General features: G+C 58.3%; 18 protein-coding genes. 15 read left to right on the top strand and 3 right to left on the bottom strand.

Going from position 1 to position 18,940, the window contains the following annotated elements:
- The 6 genes from livF to ugpQ all read left to right on the top strand — a co-directional run bounded on the left by livF (position 1) and on the right by ugpQ (position 5,853).
- Positions 1 to 714: a high-affinity branched-chain amino acid ABC transporter ATP-binding protein LivF gene (livF, locus tag B4M48_RS03245; RefSeq protein WP_071668457.1), complete on the top strand. Its 714-nt coding sequence runs from the start codon at positions 1 to 3 to the stop codon at positions 712 to 714.
- A gap of 223 nt (positions 715 to 937) precedes the next feature.
- Positions 938 to 2,254, top strand: coding sequence for a sn-glycerol-3-phosphate ABC transporter substrate-binding protein UgpB (ugpB, locus tag B4M48_RS03240; protein WP_071668456.1), 1,317 nt, complete (start codon positions 938 to 940; stop codon positions 2,252 to 2,254).
- A gap of 55 nt (positions 2,255 to 2,309) precedes the next feature.
- A complete protein-coding gene (ugpA, locus tag B4M48_RS03235) occupies positions 2,310 to 3,200 on the top strand; it encodes a sn-glycerol-3-phosphate ABC transporter permease UgpA (protein ID WP_288655903.1) in 891 nt (296 codons plus the stop codon).
- Positions 3,197 to 4,039 (top strand): sn-glycerol-3-phosphate ABC transporter permease UgpE, encoded by an 843-nt coding sequence (ugpE, locus tag B4M48_RS03230; protein WP_039381934.1) that lies wholly within the window; start codon positions 3,197 to 3,199, stop codon positions 4,037 to 4,039. Before ugpA ends, ugpE begins: the two co-directional genes overlap by 4 nt.
- On the top strand, positions 4,040 to 5,113 hold the full coding sequence (locus B4M48_RS03225) for a sn-glycerol-3-phosphate import ATP-binding protein UgpC (RefSeq protein WP_039381936.1): 1,074 nt from the start codon (positions 4,040 to 4,042) through the stop codon (positions 5,111 to 5,113).
- Positions 5,110 to 5,853 (top strand): glycerophosphodiester phosphodiesterase, encoded by a 744-nt coding sequence (ugpQ, locus tag B4M48_RS03220; RefSeq protein ID WP_286876921.1) that lies wholly within the window; start codon positions 5,110 to 5,112, stop codon positions 5,851 to 5,853. The genes B4M48_RS03225 and ugpQ overlap by 4 nt, the downstream gene beginning before the upstream one ends.
- On the opposite strand, the gene B4M48_RS03215 is transcribed toward ugpQ, so the two are convergent.
- On the bottom strand, positions 5,850 to 6,146 hold the full coding sequence (locus B4M48_RS03215) for a DUF2756 domain-containing protein (protein ID WP_039381941.1): 297 nt from the start codon (positions 6,144 to 6,146) through the stop codon (positions 5,850 to 5,852). The genes ugpQ and B4M48_RS03215 overlap by 4 nt on opposite strands.
- Positions 6,147 to 6,347: 201 nt before the next feature.
- On the opposite strand from B4M48_RS03215, the gene ggt reads away from it, so the two are divergent.
- The 4 genes from ggt (at position 6,348) to gntU (ending at position 11,276) form a co-directional block, all read left to right on the top strand.
- The gene (ggt, locus tag B4M48_RS03210; RefSeq protein WP_071668454.1) at positions 6,348 to 8,099 is read left to right on the top strand and encodes a gamma-glutamyltransferase; all 1,752 of its coding nucleotides are present in this window, start codon (positions 6,348 to 6,350) and stop codon (positions 8,097 to 8,099) included.
- Between the two features lie 160 nt (positions 8,100 to 8,259).
- Positions 8,260 to 9,255 carry a gluconate operon transcriptional repressor GntR gene (gene gntR / locus B4M48_RS03205; RefSeq protein ID WP_039381945.1) on the top strand — a complete coding sequence of 332 codons (996 nt, stop codon included), beginning with the start codon at positions 8,260 to 8,262 and terminating at the stop codon, positions 9,253 to 9,255.
- Positions 9,256 to 9,396: 141 nt separating this feature from the next.
- Positions 9,397 to 9,936: a gluconokinase gene (gene gntK, locus B4M48_RS03200; RefSeq protein WP_286876919.1), complete on the top strand. Its 540-nt coding sequence runs from the start codon at positions 9,397 to 9,399 to the stop codon at positions 9,934 to 9,936.
- Positions 9,936 to 11,276: a gluconate transporter gene (gntU, locus tag B4M48_RS03195; protein ID WP_039381950.1), complete on the top strand. Its 1,341-nt coding sequence runs from the start codon at positions 9,936 to 9,938 to the stop codon at positions 11,274 to 11,276. Before gntK ends, gntU begins: the two co-directional genes overlap by 1 nt.
- 165 nt (positions 11,277 to 11,441) lie before the next feature.
- Here the strand turns inward: gntU and B4M48_RS03190 are convergent, their stop codons facing one another.
- The gene (locus tag B4M48_RS03190) at positions 11,442 to 13,067 is read right to left on the bottom strand and encodes a Na/Pi cotransporter family protein (protein WP_039381952.1); all 1,626 of its coding nucleotides are present in this window, start codon (positions 13,065 to 13,067) and stop codon (positions 11,442 to 11,444) included.
- A gap of 285 nt (positions 13,068 to 13,352) precedes the next feature.
- Here B4M48_RS03190 and psiE point away from each other — a divergent pair, with 285 nt between their 5' ends.
- The 3 genes from psiE (at position 13,353) to ubiA (ending at position 15,257) form a co-directional block, all read left to right on the top strand.
- The gene (gene psiE, locus B4M48_RS03185) at positions 13,353 to 13,763 is read left to right on the top strand and encodes a phosphate-starvation-inducible protein PsiE (protein ID WP_039381954.1); all 411 of its coding nucleotides are present in this window, start codon (positions 13,353 to 13,355) and stop codon (positions 13,761 to 13,763) included.
- Positions 13,764 to 13,851: 88 nt separating this feature from the next.
- Complete coding sequence (gene ubiC / locus B4M48_RS03180) at positions 13,852 to 14,367, top strand: chorismate lyase (RefSeq protein WP_039381957.1); 516 nt, start codon at positions 13,852 to 13,854, stop codon at positions 14,365 to 14,367.
- A 5-nt stretch (positions 14,368 to 14,372) separates the two neighbouring features.
- Positions 14,373 to 15,257: a 4-hydroxybenzoate octaprenyltransferase gene (gene ubiA, locus B4M48_RS03175; protein WP_039381959.1), complete on the top strand. Its 885-nt coding sequence runs from the start codon at positions 14,373 to 14,375 to the stop codon at positions 15,255 to 15,257.
- Positions 15,258 to 15,292: 35 nt separating this feature from the next.
- Here the strand turns inward: ubiA and plsB are convergent, their stop codons facing one another.
- A complete protein-coding gene (gene plsB / locus B4M48_RS03170; RefSeq protein ID WP_039381961.1) occupies positions 15,293 to 17,716 on the bottom strand; it encodes a glycerol-3-phosphate 1-O-acyltransferase PlsB in 2,424 nt (807 codons plus the stop codon).
- A gap of 127 nt (positions 17,717 to 17,843) precedes the next feature.
- On the opposite strand from plsB, the gene B4M48_RS03165 reads away from it, so the two are divergent.
- Together B4M48_RS03165 and lexA are read left to right on the top strand one after the other, a co-directional pair.
- Positions 17,844 to 18,212: a diacylglycerol kinase gene (locus B4M48_RS03165; RefSeq protein ID WP_039381963.1), complete on the top strand. Its 369-nt coding sequence runs from the start codon at positions 17,844 to 17,846 to the stop codon at positions 18,210 to 18,212.
- Positions 18,213 to 18,317: 105 nt separating this feature from the next.
- Positions 18,318 to 18,932, top strand: a complete 615-nt coding sequence (gene lexA / locus B4M48_RS03160; RefSeq protein WP_039381966.1) for a transcriptional repressor LexA — start codon at positions 18,318 to 18,320, stop codon at positions 18,930 to 18,932.
- Positions 18,933 to 18,940 lie beyond the last annotated feature (8 nt).

The raw sequence follows: 18,940 nt of genomic DNA, 5'->3' as shown, positions 1-18,940 counted from the left end.
ATGGCAAACCCGATGTTAACGCTGCAGGGTGTAAGCGCCCACTACGGTCCGATCCAGGCGCTGCACAATATTAATCTGCATATCAGTCAGGGGGAGATCGTCACGCTGATTGGTGCCAACGGCGCCGGTAAAACCACGCTGCTGGGTACGCTGTGCGGCGAGCCACGCGCCACCAGCGGCACCATTGTGTTTGACGGAAAAACCATTACCGACTGGCAGACGGCAAAAATCATGCGGGAGGCGATCGCGATCGTGCCGGAAGGGCGTCGGGTGTTTTCCCGCATGACGGTGGAGGAGAATCTGGCGATGGGCGGTTTCTTTGCCAGCCGGCATGAGTATCAGACGCGTATTGAGCGGGTTTACCAGCTCTTTCCCCGGCTGGCAGAACGCAAAGTGCAGCGTGCCGGTACCATGTCCGGCGGTGAACAGCAGATGCTGGCGATTGGTCGTGCGCTGATGAGCCAGCCGCGTCTGCTGCTGCTGGATGAACCCTCGCTCGGGCTGGCGCCTATCATCATCCAGCAGATTTTTGACACTATTGAGCAGCTGCGTAAAGAGGGGATGACCATCTTTCTGGTTGAGCAAAACGCCAATCAGGCGCTGAAGCTTGCCGATCGCGGTTACGTGCTGGAGAACGGTCACGTGGTGCTGGAGGACAGCGGTGAGGCGCTGCTCTCTAACGAAGCGGTGCGCAGCGCCTATCTCGGTGCCTGATCGGCCTGCGGCCCGGTATCCTGCCGGGCCGCCTTTTTCCTGCCTGCCGCTTTTTTGCTGAAAAATGTGCACAACGTTCACGTTTTACCGCCCGGCTGGCGCGTTTCTGTGTGTCATATCTCTGTCATATTTCGGTTATTTTTCTATCATCTTCCCGTGTCATGTTACTCCGCGAACAAAAAATGCGTGATATTGCGCGTACCTAACAGCACAGGAAAACTTTATGACCGCTTTAACGCTTCGTCCCCGTCTGATGAGTGTGTTGCTTGGTCTGGCGCTCAGCGGTAACGCGCTGGCTGCGACCGAAATCCCTTTCTGGCACTCAATGGAAGGGGAGTTAGGCAAAGAAGTTGACTCTCTGGCACAGCGTTTTAACCAGGCGCATCCCGATTACAAAATTGTGCCCACTTACAAAGGTAACTACGAGCAGAGCCTGGCGGCGGGGATCGCAGCGGTACGCACCGGTAAAGCGCCTGCGCTGCTGCAGGTCTATGAAGTCGGTACGGCAACCATGATGGCCTCGAAAGCGATTGTGCCGGTGCACGACGTGTTCAGCCAGGCTGGCGTGCAGATGGATGCGAAGCAGTTTGTGCCAGCCGTGGCGGGTTACTACAGCGACAGCAGCGGTCAGCTGATCTCTCAGCCGTTTAACAGCTCAACGCCGGTGCTCTACTACAACAAAGATGCCTTTAAAAAAGCGGGGCTGGATCCGGAGCAGCCGCCGAAAACCTGGCAGGAGCTGGCAAAAGACGCCGCTGCGCTGCGTAAAGCCGGCATGAGCTGCGGCTATGCCAGCGGCTGGCAGGGCTGGATCCAGATTGAAAACTTCAGCGCGTGGCATGCGCTGCCGGTAGCCAGTAAAAACAACGGCTTCGACGGCACGGATGCGGTGCTGGAGTTCAACAAGCCGGTGCAGGTGCGGCATATCCAGATGCTCGAAGAGATGAACAAAAAAGGTGATTTTACCTACTTTGGACGCAAGGATGAGCCGACCGCCAAGTTTTATAACGGCGACTGCGGGATCACGACCGCCTCTTCCGGCTCGCTGGCGGATATCAAGCACTACGCCAAATTTAACTTCGGCGTAGGCATGATGCCGTATGACGAGACCGTGCCTGAAGCACCGCAGAACGCCATCATCGGTGGCGCCAGCCTGTGGGTGATGAAAGGCAAAGATGCGGCCACCTATAAAGGGGCGGCGGAGTTTATGAAGTTCCTCGCGCAGCCGGAGATTGCCGCCGAATGGCATCAGAAAACCGGCTACCTGCCGATCACTACCGCCGCCTACGAGCTGACCAGAAAGCAGGGTTTCTATGAGAAGAACCCGGGCGCGGATATCGCTACCCGGCAGATGCTCAACAAAGATCCGCTGCCATACACCAAAGGGATGCGTCTCGGCAATATGCCGCAAATCCGCACGGTGGTAGATGAAGAGCTGGAAGGCGTCTGGACCGGCAAGCAGACGCCGCAGGCAGCACTGGATAACGCGGTTAAGCGCGGTAATGCACTGCTGCGTCGCTTTGAACAGCAGGTGAAATAAATCCGATCCACCGGGAGCGGCGCTGGGTCGCTCCCGCTTTCAGCGTGAGTTCGCTATGCCCTCATCGTCTCGTCCGGTCTTTCGTGCCCGGCTGCTGCCCTATTTGCTGATGGCACCGCAGCTGATTATCACCGCCATCTTCTTTCTCTGGCCTGCCGGAGAAGCACTCTGGTATTCGCTGCAGAGCATCGATCCGTTTGGCATCTCCAGCACCTTTGTCGGGCTGGAGAACTTCAGCCGTCTGTTCAGCGATCCCTACTATCTCGACTCCTTCTGGACCACGATAGTGTTCAGCCTGCTGGTCACGGTGCTGGGGATGCTGTTCTCGCTCCTGCTGGCCGGGCTGGTTGACTATGTTGTGCGTCTGCAGAAGCTCTATCAGACCCTGCTGCTGCTGCCGTACGCGGTGGCACCGGTGGTCGCCGCAGTGCTGTGGATGTTCCTCTTTAATCCAGGGCTTGGGCTGCTTAGCCATCTGCTTAATCAGATGGGCTATAACTGGAACTATGCGCAGAACAGCGGTCAGGCGATGTTTCTGATCGTGCTCGCCTCTATCTGGCAGCAGATGAGCTACAACTTTCTGTTTTTCTTCGCGGCGCTGCAGTCGATTCCGAAGTCGCTGACTGAGGCGGCCGCTATCGACGGGGCCGGGCCGGTACGGCGCTTTTTTCATCTTTCTCTGCCGCTGATTACGCCGGTGAGCTTCTTTCTGCTGGTGGTCAACCTGGTCTACGCCTTCTTTGATACCTTCCCGGTCATTGATGCCGCCACCGGTGGCGGGCCGGTACAGTCCACCACCACGCTTATCTACAAAATTTATCGGGAAGGATTTACCGGTCTCGATCTCTCCTCATCTGCCGCGCAGTCAGTCGTGCTGATGCTGCTGGTGATTGGCCTCACTATTCTGCAGTTCCGCTTTGTTGAGCGTAAGGTGCAATATCAATGATTGAGAACCGACGCGGGCTGGATATTTTCAGCCACACGCTGCTGATTCTGGGCGTGCTGACCATTCTGTTTCCGCTCTATGTCGCCTTTGTCGCCGCCACGCTGGATAACACCGCGGTTTATCAGGTCCCGATGACGCTGGTGCCCGGCACGCATCTGTGGGAGAACGTTTCGCGTATCTGGACGCAGGGCGTTAACGGCAGCGCCGCGTTTGGCATGATGTTGCTGAACAGCTTTATCATGGCGCTGGCGATTACGATCGGCAAAATCAGCGTCTCTATGCTCTCAGCTTTTGCGCTGGTCTGGTTTCGCTTTCCGCTGCGCACGCTCTTTTTCTGGCTGATTTTCATTACGCTGATGCTGCCGGTTGAAGTGCGTATCTTCCCGACGGTTGAGGTGATCGCCACCCTTAATCTGCTCGACAGCTACAGCGGGCTGACGCTGCCGCTGATGGCGTCGGCAACGGCCACCTTTCTGTTCCGCCAGTTCTTCCTGTCGCTGCCGGACGAGCTGATTGAAGCCGCGCGCATTGACGGTGCCGGGCCGATGCGCTTCTTTTGGGACATTGTTCTGCCGCTGTCAAAAACCAATCTTGCCGCGCTGTTTGTGATCACCTTTATCTACGGCTGGAATCAGTATCTCTGGCCGCTGCTGATTATCAATGATGCCAGTCTGAGCACCGCCGTGGCGGGGGTAAAAAGCATGATCAACACCAGCGGCGGCCCGACGCAGTGGAATGAAGTGATGGCGGCGATGTTATTAACCCTGATCCCACCGGTTGTGGTGGTTCTTGTAATGCAGCGCGCGTTTGTGCGTGGCCTGGTGGAGAATGAGAAATAGATGGCAGGCGTAACCTTACAGAGCGTGACGAAATCGTATGACGGCAAAAATGCGGTGATCCAGCCGCTGACCATCACCATCAACGAGGGCGAGTTTATGGTGATGGTGGGGCCCTCCGGCTGCGGCAAGTCGACGCTGCTGCGCATGGTGGCCGGACTCGAGCGCGTCAGCTCCGGCGACATTTTTATTGCTGAGCAGCGGGTCACGGAGATGGAGCCGAAAGATCGCGGCATTGCGATGGTGTTTCAGAACTACGCGCTCTACCCGCATATGACGGTAGGCGAAAACATGGGCTATGGCCTGAAAATCCGCGGCATGGGCAAAGCGCAGATCGCCCAGCGCGTGCTGGAGACCGCGCGTAGTCTGGAGCTTGACCACCTGCTGAACCGGCGACCGCGTGAACTCTCGGGCGGGCAGCGGCAGCGTGTGGCGATGGGACGCGCTATCGTGCGTGAACCGGCTGTCTTCCTGTTCGATGAACCCCTCTCCAACCTTGATGCGCGCCTGCGCGTGCAGATGCGTCTTGAACTGCAGCAGCTGCACCGCCGTCTGAAAACCACCAGCCTTTACGTCACGCACGATCAGGTTGAGGCGATGACGCTGGCGGAGCGGGTGATGGTGATGAACAAAGGGATTGTGGAGCAGGTTGGCACGCCGGTAGAGGTTTATGAGCGTCCGGCCAGCCAGTTTGTTGCCGCCTTTATCGGCTCCCCGGCGATGAACCTGCTGCCAGGAGAGATCAGCCGCGATGGCCTGCACTTTACGCTGGATGCGCTGAACAGCCTGCCGCTGGGCGAGAGACGGCCGCAGTGGGCTAACAGGCCGCTGACGCTCGGCATCCGTCCTGAGCATATTCATCTCTCTTCGCGTGAAGCAGGCGGCGTGCCGCTGGTGGTCGATACGCTGGAGATCCTCGGCGCGGATAACCTGGCACACGGCCATCTTGGTCAGGCGCGGCTGGTGGTACGGCTGCCGCACAGCGAACGTCCGCAGGCGGGCAGCACGCTGTGGCTGCATCTGCCGCCGGATGCGTTACACTTCTTCGATGCTGTTCATGGAAAACGTCTGGAATGAGTAACAACAACTGGCCCTACCCGAAAATTGTGGCCCATCGCGGCGGCGGTAAACTCGCGCCGGAAAACACGCTGGCGGCAATTGATACCGGCGCGCGTTATGGCCATACCATGATTGAGTTTGATGCCAAACTCTCGCAGGATAAACAGATCTTTCTGCTGCACGATGACACGCTCGATCGCACCAGCAGCGGCTGGGGCGTGGCGGGCGAACAGACGTGGGCGCAGCTGGCACAGCTCGATGCCGGCGACTGGTTCAGCGGGGCGTTTACGGGCGAGCCGCTGGCGCTGCTGACGGACGTGGCGGCGCGCTGTCGTCAGCACCGGATGATGGCGAACATCGAAATTAAACCCACCACCGGCACCGACGCGGAGACGGGCGCTGCCGTGGCGCTCGCCGCCCGTCAGCTCTGGCAGGGGCAGACACCTCCGCTGCTCTCCTCATTCTCACCTGAAGCGCTGGCGGCAGCACAGCAGGCTGCGCCAGAGCTGCCGCGCGGTCTGCTGCTCGATGAGTGGGATGACGCATGGCAGGCGCTGACCAGCCGGCTGGAGTGCGTGTCGATTCACCTGAATTACCGGCTGCTCGACGCGGAGCGCACTGCGCTGCTGAAGGCAGCCGGGTTGCATATCCTGGCCTATACGGTTAACCAGCCCGCGCGTGCCCGCGAGCTGCTGAGCTGGGGTGTGGATGCCATCTGCACCGATCGCATCGACATTATCGGTCCCGATTTCAGTTAGTTGTTATTCGGCATGGTGCCGTTCTGCTGCGTATTCTGACCCGGCTGCGACTGCAGTACCTGCTGCCGGGTGCTGTCGCGTTTTTCCTGCAGCTGCCGCTGCATATTTTGCGTCTGCCGCTGCTGATCCTGGTGCAGCAGGCGCTGCTGCTGCTGCTGCTGGGTCTGCATCTGGGTCTGCATACGCTGCTGGCTTGGGTTATAGCCGGGCTGATTCACATTATTGTTATTCAGCGTATTTGCCATACCGCTCAGCGGCAGCAGGGCTGCCAGCGCAATAAGCCATGTTTTCATTATTCCCTCCGATCGTCTGACCTGCTGTGTAAACAGGCGGCCCGCAGGTCGTCTGCCTCTTAATCATAAGTTTATGCGATATCACAAAGCCTGAAATCGGGCGTGCGTGCAATTTGCGTTAAGTGTTATGTTTTTACTGCTTTAGCAAACACTTGCATCGATAAATAACAAATGTAAACAACTGAAAAGGATGGTGGCAGGATGAGGACAGCAGGCAGGTTGCGCCAGTTGAGCTGGGCGATGTTAATGAGTTTTACCGTGGTGCAGGGGGCTGCTGCGGCGCCCGCAAGCGCGCCGCCGATCTCCTATGGCGTTGACAGCGACACCTTTCATCCGGTGAAAGCGCAGCACGGCATGGTCGCTTCGGTGGATGCGATGGCAACGCAGGTGGGCGTGGATATTCTCAGGCAGGGCGGCAATGCGGTGGATGCGGCGATCGCCGTGGGCTTTGCGCTGGCCGTTACTCATCCGCAGGCGGGTAATCTCGGCGGTGGCGGCTTTATGCTGCTGCGCACGGCGTCCGGGCGGACTGCTGCTATCGACTTTCGTGAAATGGCGCCGGCGCGCGCCTCGCGCGATATGTTCCTTGATAAGCAGGGTAATGCGGATAGTAAGTTATCACTTACTTCTCACCTGGCGTCTGGCACGCCGGGTACGGTTGCGGGATTTGCGCTGGCGGCAAAGAAGTATGGCACGCTGCCGCTGCGCACGCTGCTGGCCCCGGCTATAAAGCTGGCGCGTGACGGCATTATCGTCAACGATGCGCTGGCGGACGATCTCGCCACCTATGGCAAAGAGAACCTGATCAATCACGCCACCAGCCGGGCAATTTTTTACAAAGCGGATGGTAGACCTTACCAGAAAGGCGATCGGCTGGTGCAGAAGAACCTGGCGCGCAGCCTGCAGCTGATTGCGCAGCAGGGAGCCGATGCGTTTTATACCGGCCGCATTGCTGATGAGATCGCCGGCGAGATGGCACAGCACGGCGGGCTGATTGGCAAAGCGGATCTCGCCGCTTACCGTGCCGTAGAGCGTAAACCGGTCAGCGGCACCTACCGCGGCTATGAAGTGTTCTCTATGCCGCCACCCTCATCGGGCGGGATCCACATTGTGCAGATCCTGAATATCCTGGAGAACTTCGATCTGGCGAAGTGGGGCTTTGGCAGCGCAGACGCCATGCAGGTCATGGCAGAAGCGGAGAAGTACGCTTACGCCGATCGCTCAGAGTATCTTGGCGATCCCGATTTCGTTAAAGTGCCGCAGCAGGCGCTGACCAGCAAAGCCTATGCCAGGACCCTGGCGCAGCAGATCGATGTCAGCAAAGCGCGGCCGTCGTCAGAGATCAAACCGGGTAAGCTGGCACCGTACGAGAGCAATCAGACCACCCACTTCTCGGTGGTGGATAAAGCGGGCAACGCTGTGGCGGTAACCTATACCCTGAACACCTACTTTGGCAGCGGGATCGTGGCAGGCAACAGCGGCATCCTGATGAACAACGAAATGGATGATTTCTCCGCGAAGCCGGGTACGCCAAACGTTTACGGTCTGGTCGGCGGCGAGGCGAATGCGATTCAGCCGGCGAAGCGTCCGCTCTCCTCCATGTCACCGACGATTGTGGCCAAAGAGGGGAAAACCTGGCTGGTCACCGGCAGTCCGGGCGGCAGCCGGATCATCACGACCGTGCTGCAGATGGTGGTTAACAGCATCGATTTCGGGATGAACGTGGCGGAAGCGACTAACGCGCCGCGTTTTCATCATCAGTGGCTGCCCGATCAGCTGCGCGTGGAGAAAGGCTTCAGTCCCGATACGCTGCGCCTGCTGGAAGCGAAAGGCCAGCACGTGAAGGTGCTGCCGGCAATGGGCAGCACGCAGAGCATCATGATCGGTCCTGATGGCATGCGCTACGGCGCCTCCGATCCGCGTTCGGTTGACGATCTCAGCGCCGGTTATTAATCGCCGGTAAGTCCGATACTGCTTCCGGTATTGTTTAGCCAGCCTGCGTGCTGGCTTTTTTTATCGCCGATCGACCCATCCGGCATGCGGGCGGGCACCAGACACGGAAGCGGTAAAAATAGTGATAAACTCAGCCTATCTCTGGCCTCAGGTGCATACGATGAAGAAGAAAAGACCGGTATTACAGGACGTCGCCGATCGCGTCGGCATCACCAAAATGACCGTCAGTCGCTATCTGCGCGACCCGGAGCGGGTCTCCGCCGCGCTGCGTGACAAAATTGCCGTCGCGCTGGATGAGCTGGGCTATATCCCTAATCGTGCACCCGATATGCTCTCAAACGCCACCAGCCGCGCCATTGGCGTGCTGCTGCCCTCCCTGACCAACCAGGTCTTTGCTGACGTGCTGCGCGGAATTGAAACCGTGACCGATGAGGCGGGATATCAGACGCTGGTCGCGCACTTTGGCTACAATCCGGAAAAAGAGGAGCGGCAGCTGCGCTCGCTGCTGGGCTGGAATATTGACGGCGTGATCTTAACCGAACGCACCCATACCACCGGTACGCTGCGCATGCTGGAGGTAGCCGGGATCCCGGTCATTGAGATCATGGACAGCGTCACGCCGTGTCTGGATATGGCGGTGGGATTTGATAATGTCGAAGCGGCGCGACAGATGACGCAGGCTATCCTGAAGAAAGGGCATCGCCATACGGTCTACCTGGGGGCGCGGCTCGATGAACGTACGCTGCAGAAGCAGCAGGGATATGAACAGGCAATGCGCGAGGCGGGGCTGACGCCGCACAGCGTGATGATGGAAGACGCCTCTTCCTTCAGCGCCGGCGCGCAGCTGCTGTGCGAGGCGCAAAAGCGCTATCCGGCAACCGACAGTCTGTTCTGTACTAACGATGACCTGGCCGTAGGCGCCATGTTTGAATGCCAGCGTCAGGGGCTGCGCGTGCCGGAGCAGATGGCGATCGCGGGCTTTCATGGTCACGATATTACGCAGGTCGTGACGCCGCGGCTGGCAACCGTGCTGACACCGCGCGAACGGATGGGGAGCGAGGCGGCTGCCATGCTGCTGGCGCGCATTGGTGGCGATCGTTCATTTAGCGGCCCGCTCGATATCGGCTTTGAGATTGCTGAAGGTGACAGCATCTGATTTTGGCGATTGTATGAGCCACTTCACACTTTTACGCTTTTCCGGCTGACGAGGGTTGTCAGCATCGGGACGCACTCCGACAATGAATGACAGATTTGTTATCGGTAACATTGGCAGAATAAGCTGCCGGAGCGCAAAACTATGATCACGCCATCTTCATCACATCACGTTTTTATCCTGATGGGTGTATCCGGCAGCGGAAAGTCTGTCGTTGCTAATCGGGTATCACACGAACTGAATACCGCTTTTCTGGATGGAGATTTCCTTCATCCGCGCAGCAACATCATGAAAATGGCGGAAGGCCATCCGCTGGATGACAACGATCGCCAGCCGTGGCTGCAGGCGCTGAACGACGCGGCTTTTGCCATGCAGCGCACTCAGGCGGTGTCGATTATCGTCTGCTCGGCGCTGAAAAAGTCCTATCGCGACATTTTGCGCCAGGGCAATCACAACCTGAAATTTATCTATCTGAAAGGCGATTTCGAAACTATTGAAACCCGCCTCAAAGCCCGTAAGGGTCACTTCTTCAAGCCGCAGATGCTGGTAACGCAGTTTGCCACGCTGCAGGAGCCTGGCACAGATGAGGCTGATGTCCTGATGGTGGATATCAATCACTCGCTGGATGACGTTGTTGCAGCTACGGTTGCGACCATCAGGGAAGCAATCAACAAGGGCGAGTAATGAGTACCGCAACGCTGGTGTTAACCGCAGCAGGCTCTGTCCTGCTGCTGCTGTTTCTGGTAATGAAAGCGCGGATGCACGCCTTTGTCGCCCTGATGTTAGTTTCTATTGGCGCCGGACTTTTCTCCGGTATGCCACTCGATCAGATCGCCGATACGATGCAGAAAGGCATGGGCGGCACGCTGGGCTTTCTTGCTATCGTCGTAGCGCTTGGCGCAATGTTCGGCAAAATTCTGCATGAAACCGGTGCGGTGGATCAGATCGCTATCCGGATGCTGAAAACCTTTGGCGAGAGCCGGGCGCACTATGCGATGGGGATCGCCGGGCTGATCTGCGCGCTGCCGCTGTTTTTTGAAGTTGCGGTGGTGCTGCTGATCAGCATCGCCTTTGCGGTGGCGCGCCGCACGCATGACAACCTGGTGAAGCTGGTGATCCCGCTGTTTGCCGGCGTAGCGGCGGCGGCGGCGTTTCTGCTGCCGGGACCTGCGCCGATGCTGCTGGCGGCACAAATGCACGCTGATTTTGGCTGGATGATCCTGCTGGGACTCTGCGCAGCCATTCCGGGGATGCTGATCGCCGGGCCGCTGTTTGGCAGCCTGATCGCCCGCCACGTCAGCTTCAGCGCGCCGCCGGAAGATCATCAGCCGGATGTGGACGAGGGCAGGCTGCCCTCATTTGGTTTCAGCCTCTCTCTGATCCTGTTTCCGCTGCTGCTGGTCGGGCTGAAAACCATCGGTGCGCGCTTTACCACGCCGGATACCCGGCTTTACGAATGGCTGGAATTTATTGGCCATCCGTTTACCGCGATTCTGCTGGCGCTGCTGGTGGCGATCTATGGCCTGGCGTACCGGCAAGGCATGGATAAAGAGAAGGTGATGCAGGTGTGCGGCAGCGCGCTGCAGCCCGCCGGCATTATTCTGCTGGTTATCGGTGCCGGCGGCGTCTTTAAGCAAGTGCTGGTTGACTCTGGCGTGGGGCCGGTGCTGGGTCACGCGCTGACCGGCGCCGGTATGCCGATCGCGCTGGCCTGCTTTATTCTGGCGGGCGCTATCCGGGTTATTCAGGGCTCTGCAACCGTGGCCTGTCTGACCACCGTAGGGCTGGTGATGCCGGTGATCGAACCGCTGCACTACAGCGGCGCGCAGCTCGCGGCACTTTCAATCTGTATCGGCGGTGGCTCAATTATTATCAGCCACGTCAACGATGCTGGCTTCTGGCTGTTTGGCCGCTTTACCGGTGCCACCGAGGGCGAGACGCTAAAGACCTGGACGCTGATGGAGACCATCCTCGGCACCACCGGCGCCATCGTCGGCATGATTGCGTTTAGTTTGTTATCGTAAATAAACCAGGGGCGCATAAATGCGCCCCCTACATCGCCCTCGTAGGGGCGTCATTAATGACGCCCTGGCCGATGTCCACACCGGATCCAACGACGCGGCTTATGGCGGTTGATACCGTGCACACCCTAAACCAGGGGCGTATAAATGCGCCTCTGCGTGCTTACCTTAATCTACTTCCCGCTCATCATCTGGCTGGTCGAGAACGGTGTAAGCCACCGCGCAGAACAGCGAATTAAGGCGCTTCATATCTCCCAGCAGCCCCAGATGCAGCGAACTGGTCTCAATGCTCTGCACATTATTCAGATGCAGCCGCTCCACGTGCGAGTGAGAGAAACGGCGGATCAGAATACGGAAGCGATGTTTGGCCCGCCGCAGACGTTTCGCGCTGGTGATATCATGCGACAGAAATACCGAGAGGCTCAGGCGCAGGTTATTCAGCACCTGCTCCTGCAGTGTATTCAGCTCTTCCAGCCCTTCTGCCGAAAAGGCCCGCCGCGCCTGCAACGATTTATCCGCAACGTCACCGCTCATGCGCTCAATGATGTCACCCGCCTGTTCAAGATTCAGCGCCATCTCAATAATTTCAGCCCAGCGCCGCGCATCCTCCTCTGCCAGATCTTCGCGCGGCATGCGGGCCAGATAGAGTTTGATCGCGGTATAGAGCACGTCAACATCATCATCCAGCTGCCGCACCCGGTGCGATTCACGCAGTTCGCCCCGGACTACGCGGCTGAACGACTCCAGCATCTGCTCCAGCACGTCGCCCATGCGCAGGGTCTCACGCGCGGCATTGACCAGCGCCAGCGCAGGCGTATCCAGCGCGCTTTTATCCAGATGTCTGGGCTTGAGATGCGCCTGATGCTCTGCATCGTCAGAAATCATACGCTGGCAGAGTCGCGCCATCGGTGCCGCAAACGGCACCATGATCAGGCAGCGTGCCAGGTTGTAGAAAACGTGGAAAAAGATCACCAGCTCTTCATCATTCACCGGCAGCCGATCCAGCAGCTCAGCAATAAAATCAACAAACGGCAGTACCGCAATGCTGCCGATAAGCTTGAACAGCAGGCTGCCGAGCGCCACCCGCTTGCCAGCCGCATTAGAACCGCTGGCGTTGATCATCGCCAGCAGGCCGCTGCCGAGGTTGGCACCAATGACCAGACAGAGCGCCACCTTAAATGAGATCACCCCGGCGGCCGTCAGGGTCGCGGTGATCAGCACCGCTGCCAGGCTCGAGTAGCTGATGATGGCAAAAACGGCGCCAATCAGGGCGTCCAGCAGCGTATCGCCGGTCAGGGTGGAGAAGAGCACCTGCACGCCCGAAGCCTGCGTTATCGGACGTGCTGCGGTGACAATCAGCTGCAGCGCCAGCAGGATCAGCCCGAGACCAATGGCAGCACGGCCCATCTGTCCGACGCGCGTCTGTTTGCGGCTGAGAAAAAAGACCACGCCAAAAAAGATAAACAGCGGGGAGAGCCAGGAGAGATCGAAGGTCAGCACGCGCGCCATAATGGCCGTGCCGACGTCAGCCCCCAGTACCACCACCAGGGCAGGTGTCAGGCTGACCAGGTTTTGCGCCACAAACGAGGTGACCAGCAGCGTAGTGGCGTTGCTGCTCTGTACCAGAGCGGTAACGCCAATGCCGGCCAGAAAAGCCATCGGTTTTTTTTCCACGCTGCGGCTCAGTACCCGGCGCAGATCGGCGCCGTACACGCGCATGATGCCGGTACGCACAATGTGGGTGCCCCAGACCAGCAGTGCGACAGCAGAAAGCAGATTAAGCAGAGTTAGCACGGTCGCAGGCTCCTGTATGCCAGGCAAAAAGCAGCCAGCTGCCTGCCTGGCAAACACGGCAGCGGGGGAAGACCGGTAGCGCACCGCATGAATTTTTCGTTAGATATAAATAACCTGAAGCGGCGTCGACCTGTTAACTGTAGCTGAATCCGGTTCACTGCGATGAGATATCCACGGCGTTTACGCTGCCCCTGACGGAGAACCGCCACCTTAACGTCATATTGTGATTCAGATCACATTGCAGCATGATAGCGCTCTTCTCATTTGCGCATTAAGGACGCAGCAATGACAGATAAATCAGCCGCCGGTCAGCTCATCGCGACGGTGCTGCAGTGGGTACTTAACCTCGGCCTGTTAATCCTGGCCGTGATCCTGGTGGTGTTTCTCGGCAAGGAGACGATTCATCTGGCTAACGTGCTGTTCAGCACCGGTGAACAGGCGTCATCCTATCTGCTGATTGAAGGCATTGTGATCTACTTTCTCTACTTTGAATTTATCGCGCTGATTGTGAAATATTTTCAGTCGGGCTATCACTTTCCGCTGCGCTACTTTGTTTATATCGGGATCACCGCCATTATCCGGCTGATTATCGTTGACCACAAAAACCCGTTCGACACGCTCTGCTATTCCGCTGCGATCCTGATTCTGGTGGTCACGCTGTGGCTGGCAAACAGCAACCGGCTGAAGCGCGAATAACGTCCCTTATCATCTCCGGCGCTCGCGGCCGTGCCAGCGGCCGCGCTCTGCGGTAAACTAAGGCAACTTTTTTGCCGGAGATCGCCTGATGTCGCACGATGCGCTGCGCCAGTTATATGCCTTGCAGTGGTTACCCGCCTCCTCGCTGCTGCCCGCACCGCTGACCGACTGGCTGATGGAAGAAGATTCCATGACGCGCCGTTTTGAGCAGCACTGCCGGCAGGTTACCGTTCAACCCATCCGTGAAGGCTTTGTCAGCGCGGCGGAGGTCGCAGCAGAAGCGGCTTTTCTGCCGAACGATACGCGCTTCTGGCTGCGCGAAATCGTGCTGTGCGGCGACGGCGAGCCGTGGCTGCTGGGCCGCACCGTAGTGCCCGAGAGTACGCTGCAGGGACCGGAGCAGATGCTGCAGCAACTTGGCACACGCCCGCTGGGGCGCTATCTTTTTGCCTCTTCAGCGCTGAGCCGCGATTTTATTCATCCCGGCCAGGCCGGCGATCTGTGGGGACGGCGTTCGCGCCTGCGCCTGTCGGATAAGCCCCTTCTGTTAACTGAACTTTTTTTACCGGCATCGCCGCTTTACCGCGCGCTGCAGCAAGGATGAGACCCGTGCAAAAATCATTATCCGTAAGCAAATGGCAGGCTTACAGCCGCCTGATGCGCATCGACAAACCTATCGGCACGCTGCTGTTGATGTGGCCTACGCTCTGGGCGCTGTGGCTGGCTGGCATGGCGGTGCCGCCGCTGCCGGTGCTGATTGTGTTTGTGCTTGGCGTCATCGTTATGCGCGCTGCCGGCTGCGTCATCAATGATTACGCCGATCGCAAAGTGGATGGTCACGTCAAACGCACCGCCGGCCGGCCGCTAGCGAGCGGGGCGGTTTCAGAAAAAGAGGCAAAGCTGCTGTTTGCTGCGCTGGGCCTGCTGGCGTTTATGCTGGTGCTGACCATGAATCGCATGACCATCCTGCTCTCTTTCGGCGGGCTGGCGCTGGCTTGGGTCTACCCCTTTATGAAACGCTATACCCATCTGCCGCAGGTGGTGCTCGGCGCAGCCTTTGGCTGGGCGATCCCGATGGGGTGGGCTGCAGTAAGTGAGTCCTTACCTTTAGTCTGCTGGCTGGTGTTCTTCGCTAACATCTGCTGGACGGTGGCCTACGATACCCAGTACGCCATGGTGGATCGCGATGACGATTTGAAGATAGGCGTTAAATCTACGGCGATTCTGTTTGGTCGTTTTGACAAGCTGATTATTGGCCTGCTGCAGCTGGCCACGCTGGGGCTGATGGCGCTGGTGGGAAGTATGCTGAATCTGAACGGGGCATTCTACTGGTCACTGCTGGCTGCCGGCGCGCTGTTTGTCTATCAGCAGAGCCTGATCGCCCGCCGCGAACGCGACGCCTGCTTTCAGGCCTTTCTGAACAATAACTATGTGGGACTGGTGCTATTTGCTGGCGTGCTGCTGAATACGCAGCCGTTTCTGGCGCTGTTCTGAACCGGCAGGGACGCATCCTGCGTCCCTGCCTTGCCTTACTCGTGTGCGACTGCACTCTCAATTGTCAGACGCACATCGCTGGTGACCAGCTCCGCCAGCATCTGCCACATCGCGTGCGTGCGCTCCGCATCGGCATCACCTGAGTCGCTGATATAGCGCTCATCGCGCAGCGTCAGCACCAGCGTGGTAAATACCGCCTTATCAAAGAACTCCGGCGCATTGATACCGTGCAGCACTGACAGACGCTGCGCCAGCGTGCGGCTCTCTTTCTCCAGCGTGCCGCGGTTGATCGTCGGTTTGGCACTGAGAATGGCGAAAGTGATCGCAAAGCGCTGCAGCGTTTCGCGAATACCGGCTGCCAGCAGCTGCAGCGTGCGATAGCGCGCGGCGCTCAGCTTAATCTGCCCATCCAGCTGCGTTACCAGCCCCTGTCGCGCCATCTCCGCGCACAGCGCGCTAAGCAGCGCCGGCAGTTCGGCACTTTCCCAGCGCAGGAACAGTTCACTTTTCAGCATCGGGTAGACCAGGCTTACCTGACGCAGAAGCTCTGCTTCGCTGATTTCGCGGTGCTGCTGCACAATCGCGGCAATCAGCGACGGCATCACCAGCATGTGCTGAATGTTATTCCGGTAGTAGGTCATCAGCACGGCCTGCTCGCGCGGCAGAATAATGATATCGCCGATGCTGTCCTGCTCGGTTTCAAACTTATTCATGCCCATCGCGTGATCCAGCAGCGCTTCGGCGCTCAGATCGGGCACCGTCGCTTCCGGTGAATAGGGCACGTTGCGCAGCAGCTGGGTGTAGCACTCCAGCTGCTCCGTCAGCTGCTCACGCGTCAGCGAGCGCTGACGGGACGCAAGCAGCGCGGTCACACACAGATTCATGGCGTTGGCCGCACCCGCTTCGTTAATGCGCACCATCAGGCGGGCAGCGATATCGTTTACCGCTGGCGTCATCCACGCGGGGCGCTGCGGATCGATCGGGTCGATCGCCTCGCGCCACTCGGGAATATGCTTGTTCAGGTAGTTAACCAGCGGCAGCGGTTCGCCAAAGTTAACGTAGCCCTGACCGAGATTGCGCAGCTTACGCAGGCCGCGCACCATCTGCACAAAGCCCTCTTTCTCTTTCGCTGCGCCGCGCAGCTCTTTGGCGTAAGTACCCACTTCCATTACGTGCTCATAGCCGATGTAGATCGGTACAAACGTAATCGGACGGCTGCCGCCGCGCAGCAGCGCCTGCAGCGTCATTGAAAGCGTGCCGGTTTTGGGATCGAGCAGGCGACCGGTGCGCGAGCGTCCGCCCTCAACAAAGTACTCAACCGAGTAGCCGCGGCTGAACAGCTCGCCCAGATATTCGCGGAATACGGTGGAGTAGAGTTTATTGCCCTTAAAGGTACGGCGAATAAAGAAGGCCCCCAGCCGGCGGAAAATGGGCCCGGCTGGCCAGAAGTTAAGATTGATACCGGCAGCGATGTGCGGCGGCACCAGCCCCTGATGATAAAGCACGTAGGAGAGCAGCAGATAATCCATATGGCTGCGGTGGCAGGGCACATAGACTATTTCATGACCATCCTGCGCCAGCTGACGCACGCGCTCGCCGCCGTTGACGCTAATGCCCTGATAGAGGCGGCTCCAGAGCCAGCCCATGATGCGGTCGGTAACGCGGATCGCCTCATATGAGAAGTCTGCCGCGATCTCTTCCATCATCTCAACGGCGTTTTGCTGCGCTTTTTCATGCGAAATCTTTTTGCTGCGCGCTTCATCTTCAACCGCTTTTTCAATCGCCTTCGACTGCAGCAGCTTGTTGAACAGATCCTGACGGGCGGGCAGGCTTGGTCCCACCGCGGCGAGACGCTGGCGGGCAAAGTGAATACGCGCCACGCGCGCCAGCTTCTGCGCAATCGACTTATCCGTGCCGTGTTCGGTCGCCATCTGGCGCAGCGAGACGGTGGAAGAGAAGCGGACAAAGCTGTCGCGACCGTGCCAGAGAATGGCGAAAAACTTCTGTACGCCATTCAGTACGCGCAGATGCGGCGTAGGCTCGCCCTGAATTTCACGACCCGGCGCACGGCCAAACATCACCGCCACCGGCAGCATCTGGACATCCAGCTGCGGGTTATTACGATGCAGATCCAGATAGTCGTGAAACAGTTTCACTGACTCCGGGTTCGCCACATAGTAAGGAAAGACACGCGGGCCATCATGAATAAACACATGGCGCGGCAGCAGCGTGCCGTCAATCTCCAGCGGCGCGAGCGGATCGGGCAGATCAAGCCGCAGACACTGGTTGCGTAATGTAAGCAGATCCGCCTTTGAATCATAAGGCAAAACATACATCACGGGACGAGTGGGATCGATACCGTGCTCCGAAACCGGATCGGTCGGTATGACCTTACTTTTTACCAAAATAGAGAGTGGTAAATTCAATAATTTGTAATAGAGTTTACGCCAACCTGACATAGACAACTTGAAGCCTCTTGTTAGCAAAGCGCGGCAAGCATACCAGAAAGTGCAGCGGAGATCTGTGGCTGTGCCATCGCACGCTGCGCACTCATTGACGCCAAAATTACTCAAGGGTTCCCTATTCATGGCAAATAACGTTACCGGCCTGCTGCGTATTATCAAAGCGGCGGGCTACTCCTGGCAGGGAATACGCGCAGCCTGGCAACATGAAGCGGCCTTTCGTCAGGAAGCCGTTGCAGCGGTGATTGCGGTAGTTGTCGCCTGCTGGCTGGATGTGGACGCAGTGACGCGCGTACTGCTAATTGGTTCGGTGATACTGGTGGTGGTGGTGGAGATCCTCAACAGCGCGATTGAGGCGGTGGTCGACCGAATCGGCCAGGAGCGTCATCCGCTGGCGGGCCGCGCTAAGGATATGGGTTCTGCCGCCGTACTGCTGACGATCCTTCTCGCGCTGTTTGTCTGGATAACGCTGCTCTGGCCGCACGCATATTAAGGCCGCCCGTACCGATATATCGCTGATTTTTGCCGCAGCTGCGGTTTTCATTTCGCCAATACCTGTATATACTCACAGCGACTGTATAAACAACCAGGGGGCGGGATGAAAGCGTTAACCAGCAGGCAGCAGCAGGTCTATGACCTGATTCGCGACCATATTAATACAACCGGCATGCCGCCAACGCGTGCTGAAATCGCTTCACAGCTGGGCTTCCGCTCACCCAATGCAGCTGAAGAGCACCTGAAAGCGCTGGCGCGTAAAGGGGTCATTGAGATTGTCTCTGGCGCCTCGCGCGGCATTCGCTTGCTGATGGAAGAAGAGACAAGCGGCGGACTGCCGTTAATCGGGCGTGTCGCTGCCGGCGAGCCGCTGCTGGCTCAGGAGCACATCGAGACCCACTATCAGGTCGATGCTAACCTGTTCAAGCCGAGCGCGGATTTTCTGCTGCGCGTTAGCGGCATGTCGATGAAAGATATCGGGATTATGGATGGCGATCTGCTTGCCGTGCATAAAACCCAGGATGTGCGTAATGGCCAGGTCGTGGTGGCGCGCATTGACGACGAGGTCACCGTAAAACGCTGGAAAAAGCAGGGTGCTATCGTGCATCTGCTGCCGGAAAACAGCGATTTTCAGCCTATCGAAGTGGATACGCGCCAGCAGTCTCTGACCGTTGAAGGTCTGGCTGTCGGTATTGTCCGTACCGGTGAATGGCTGTAATACCTGGT

Origin of the sequence: Pantoea sp. UBA6567, from assembly GCF_002434165.1 — a bacterium.
Classification (GTDB): domain Bacteria; phylum Pseudomonadota; class Gammaproteobacteria; order Enterobacterales; family Enterobacteriaceae; genus Pantoea; species Pantoea eucrina.
Note: the sequence above shows the minus strand (reverse complement) of the source record. Positions and strands in the feature narration are given on the sequence as shown.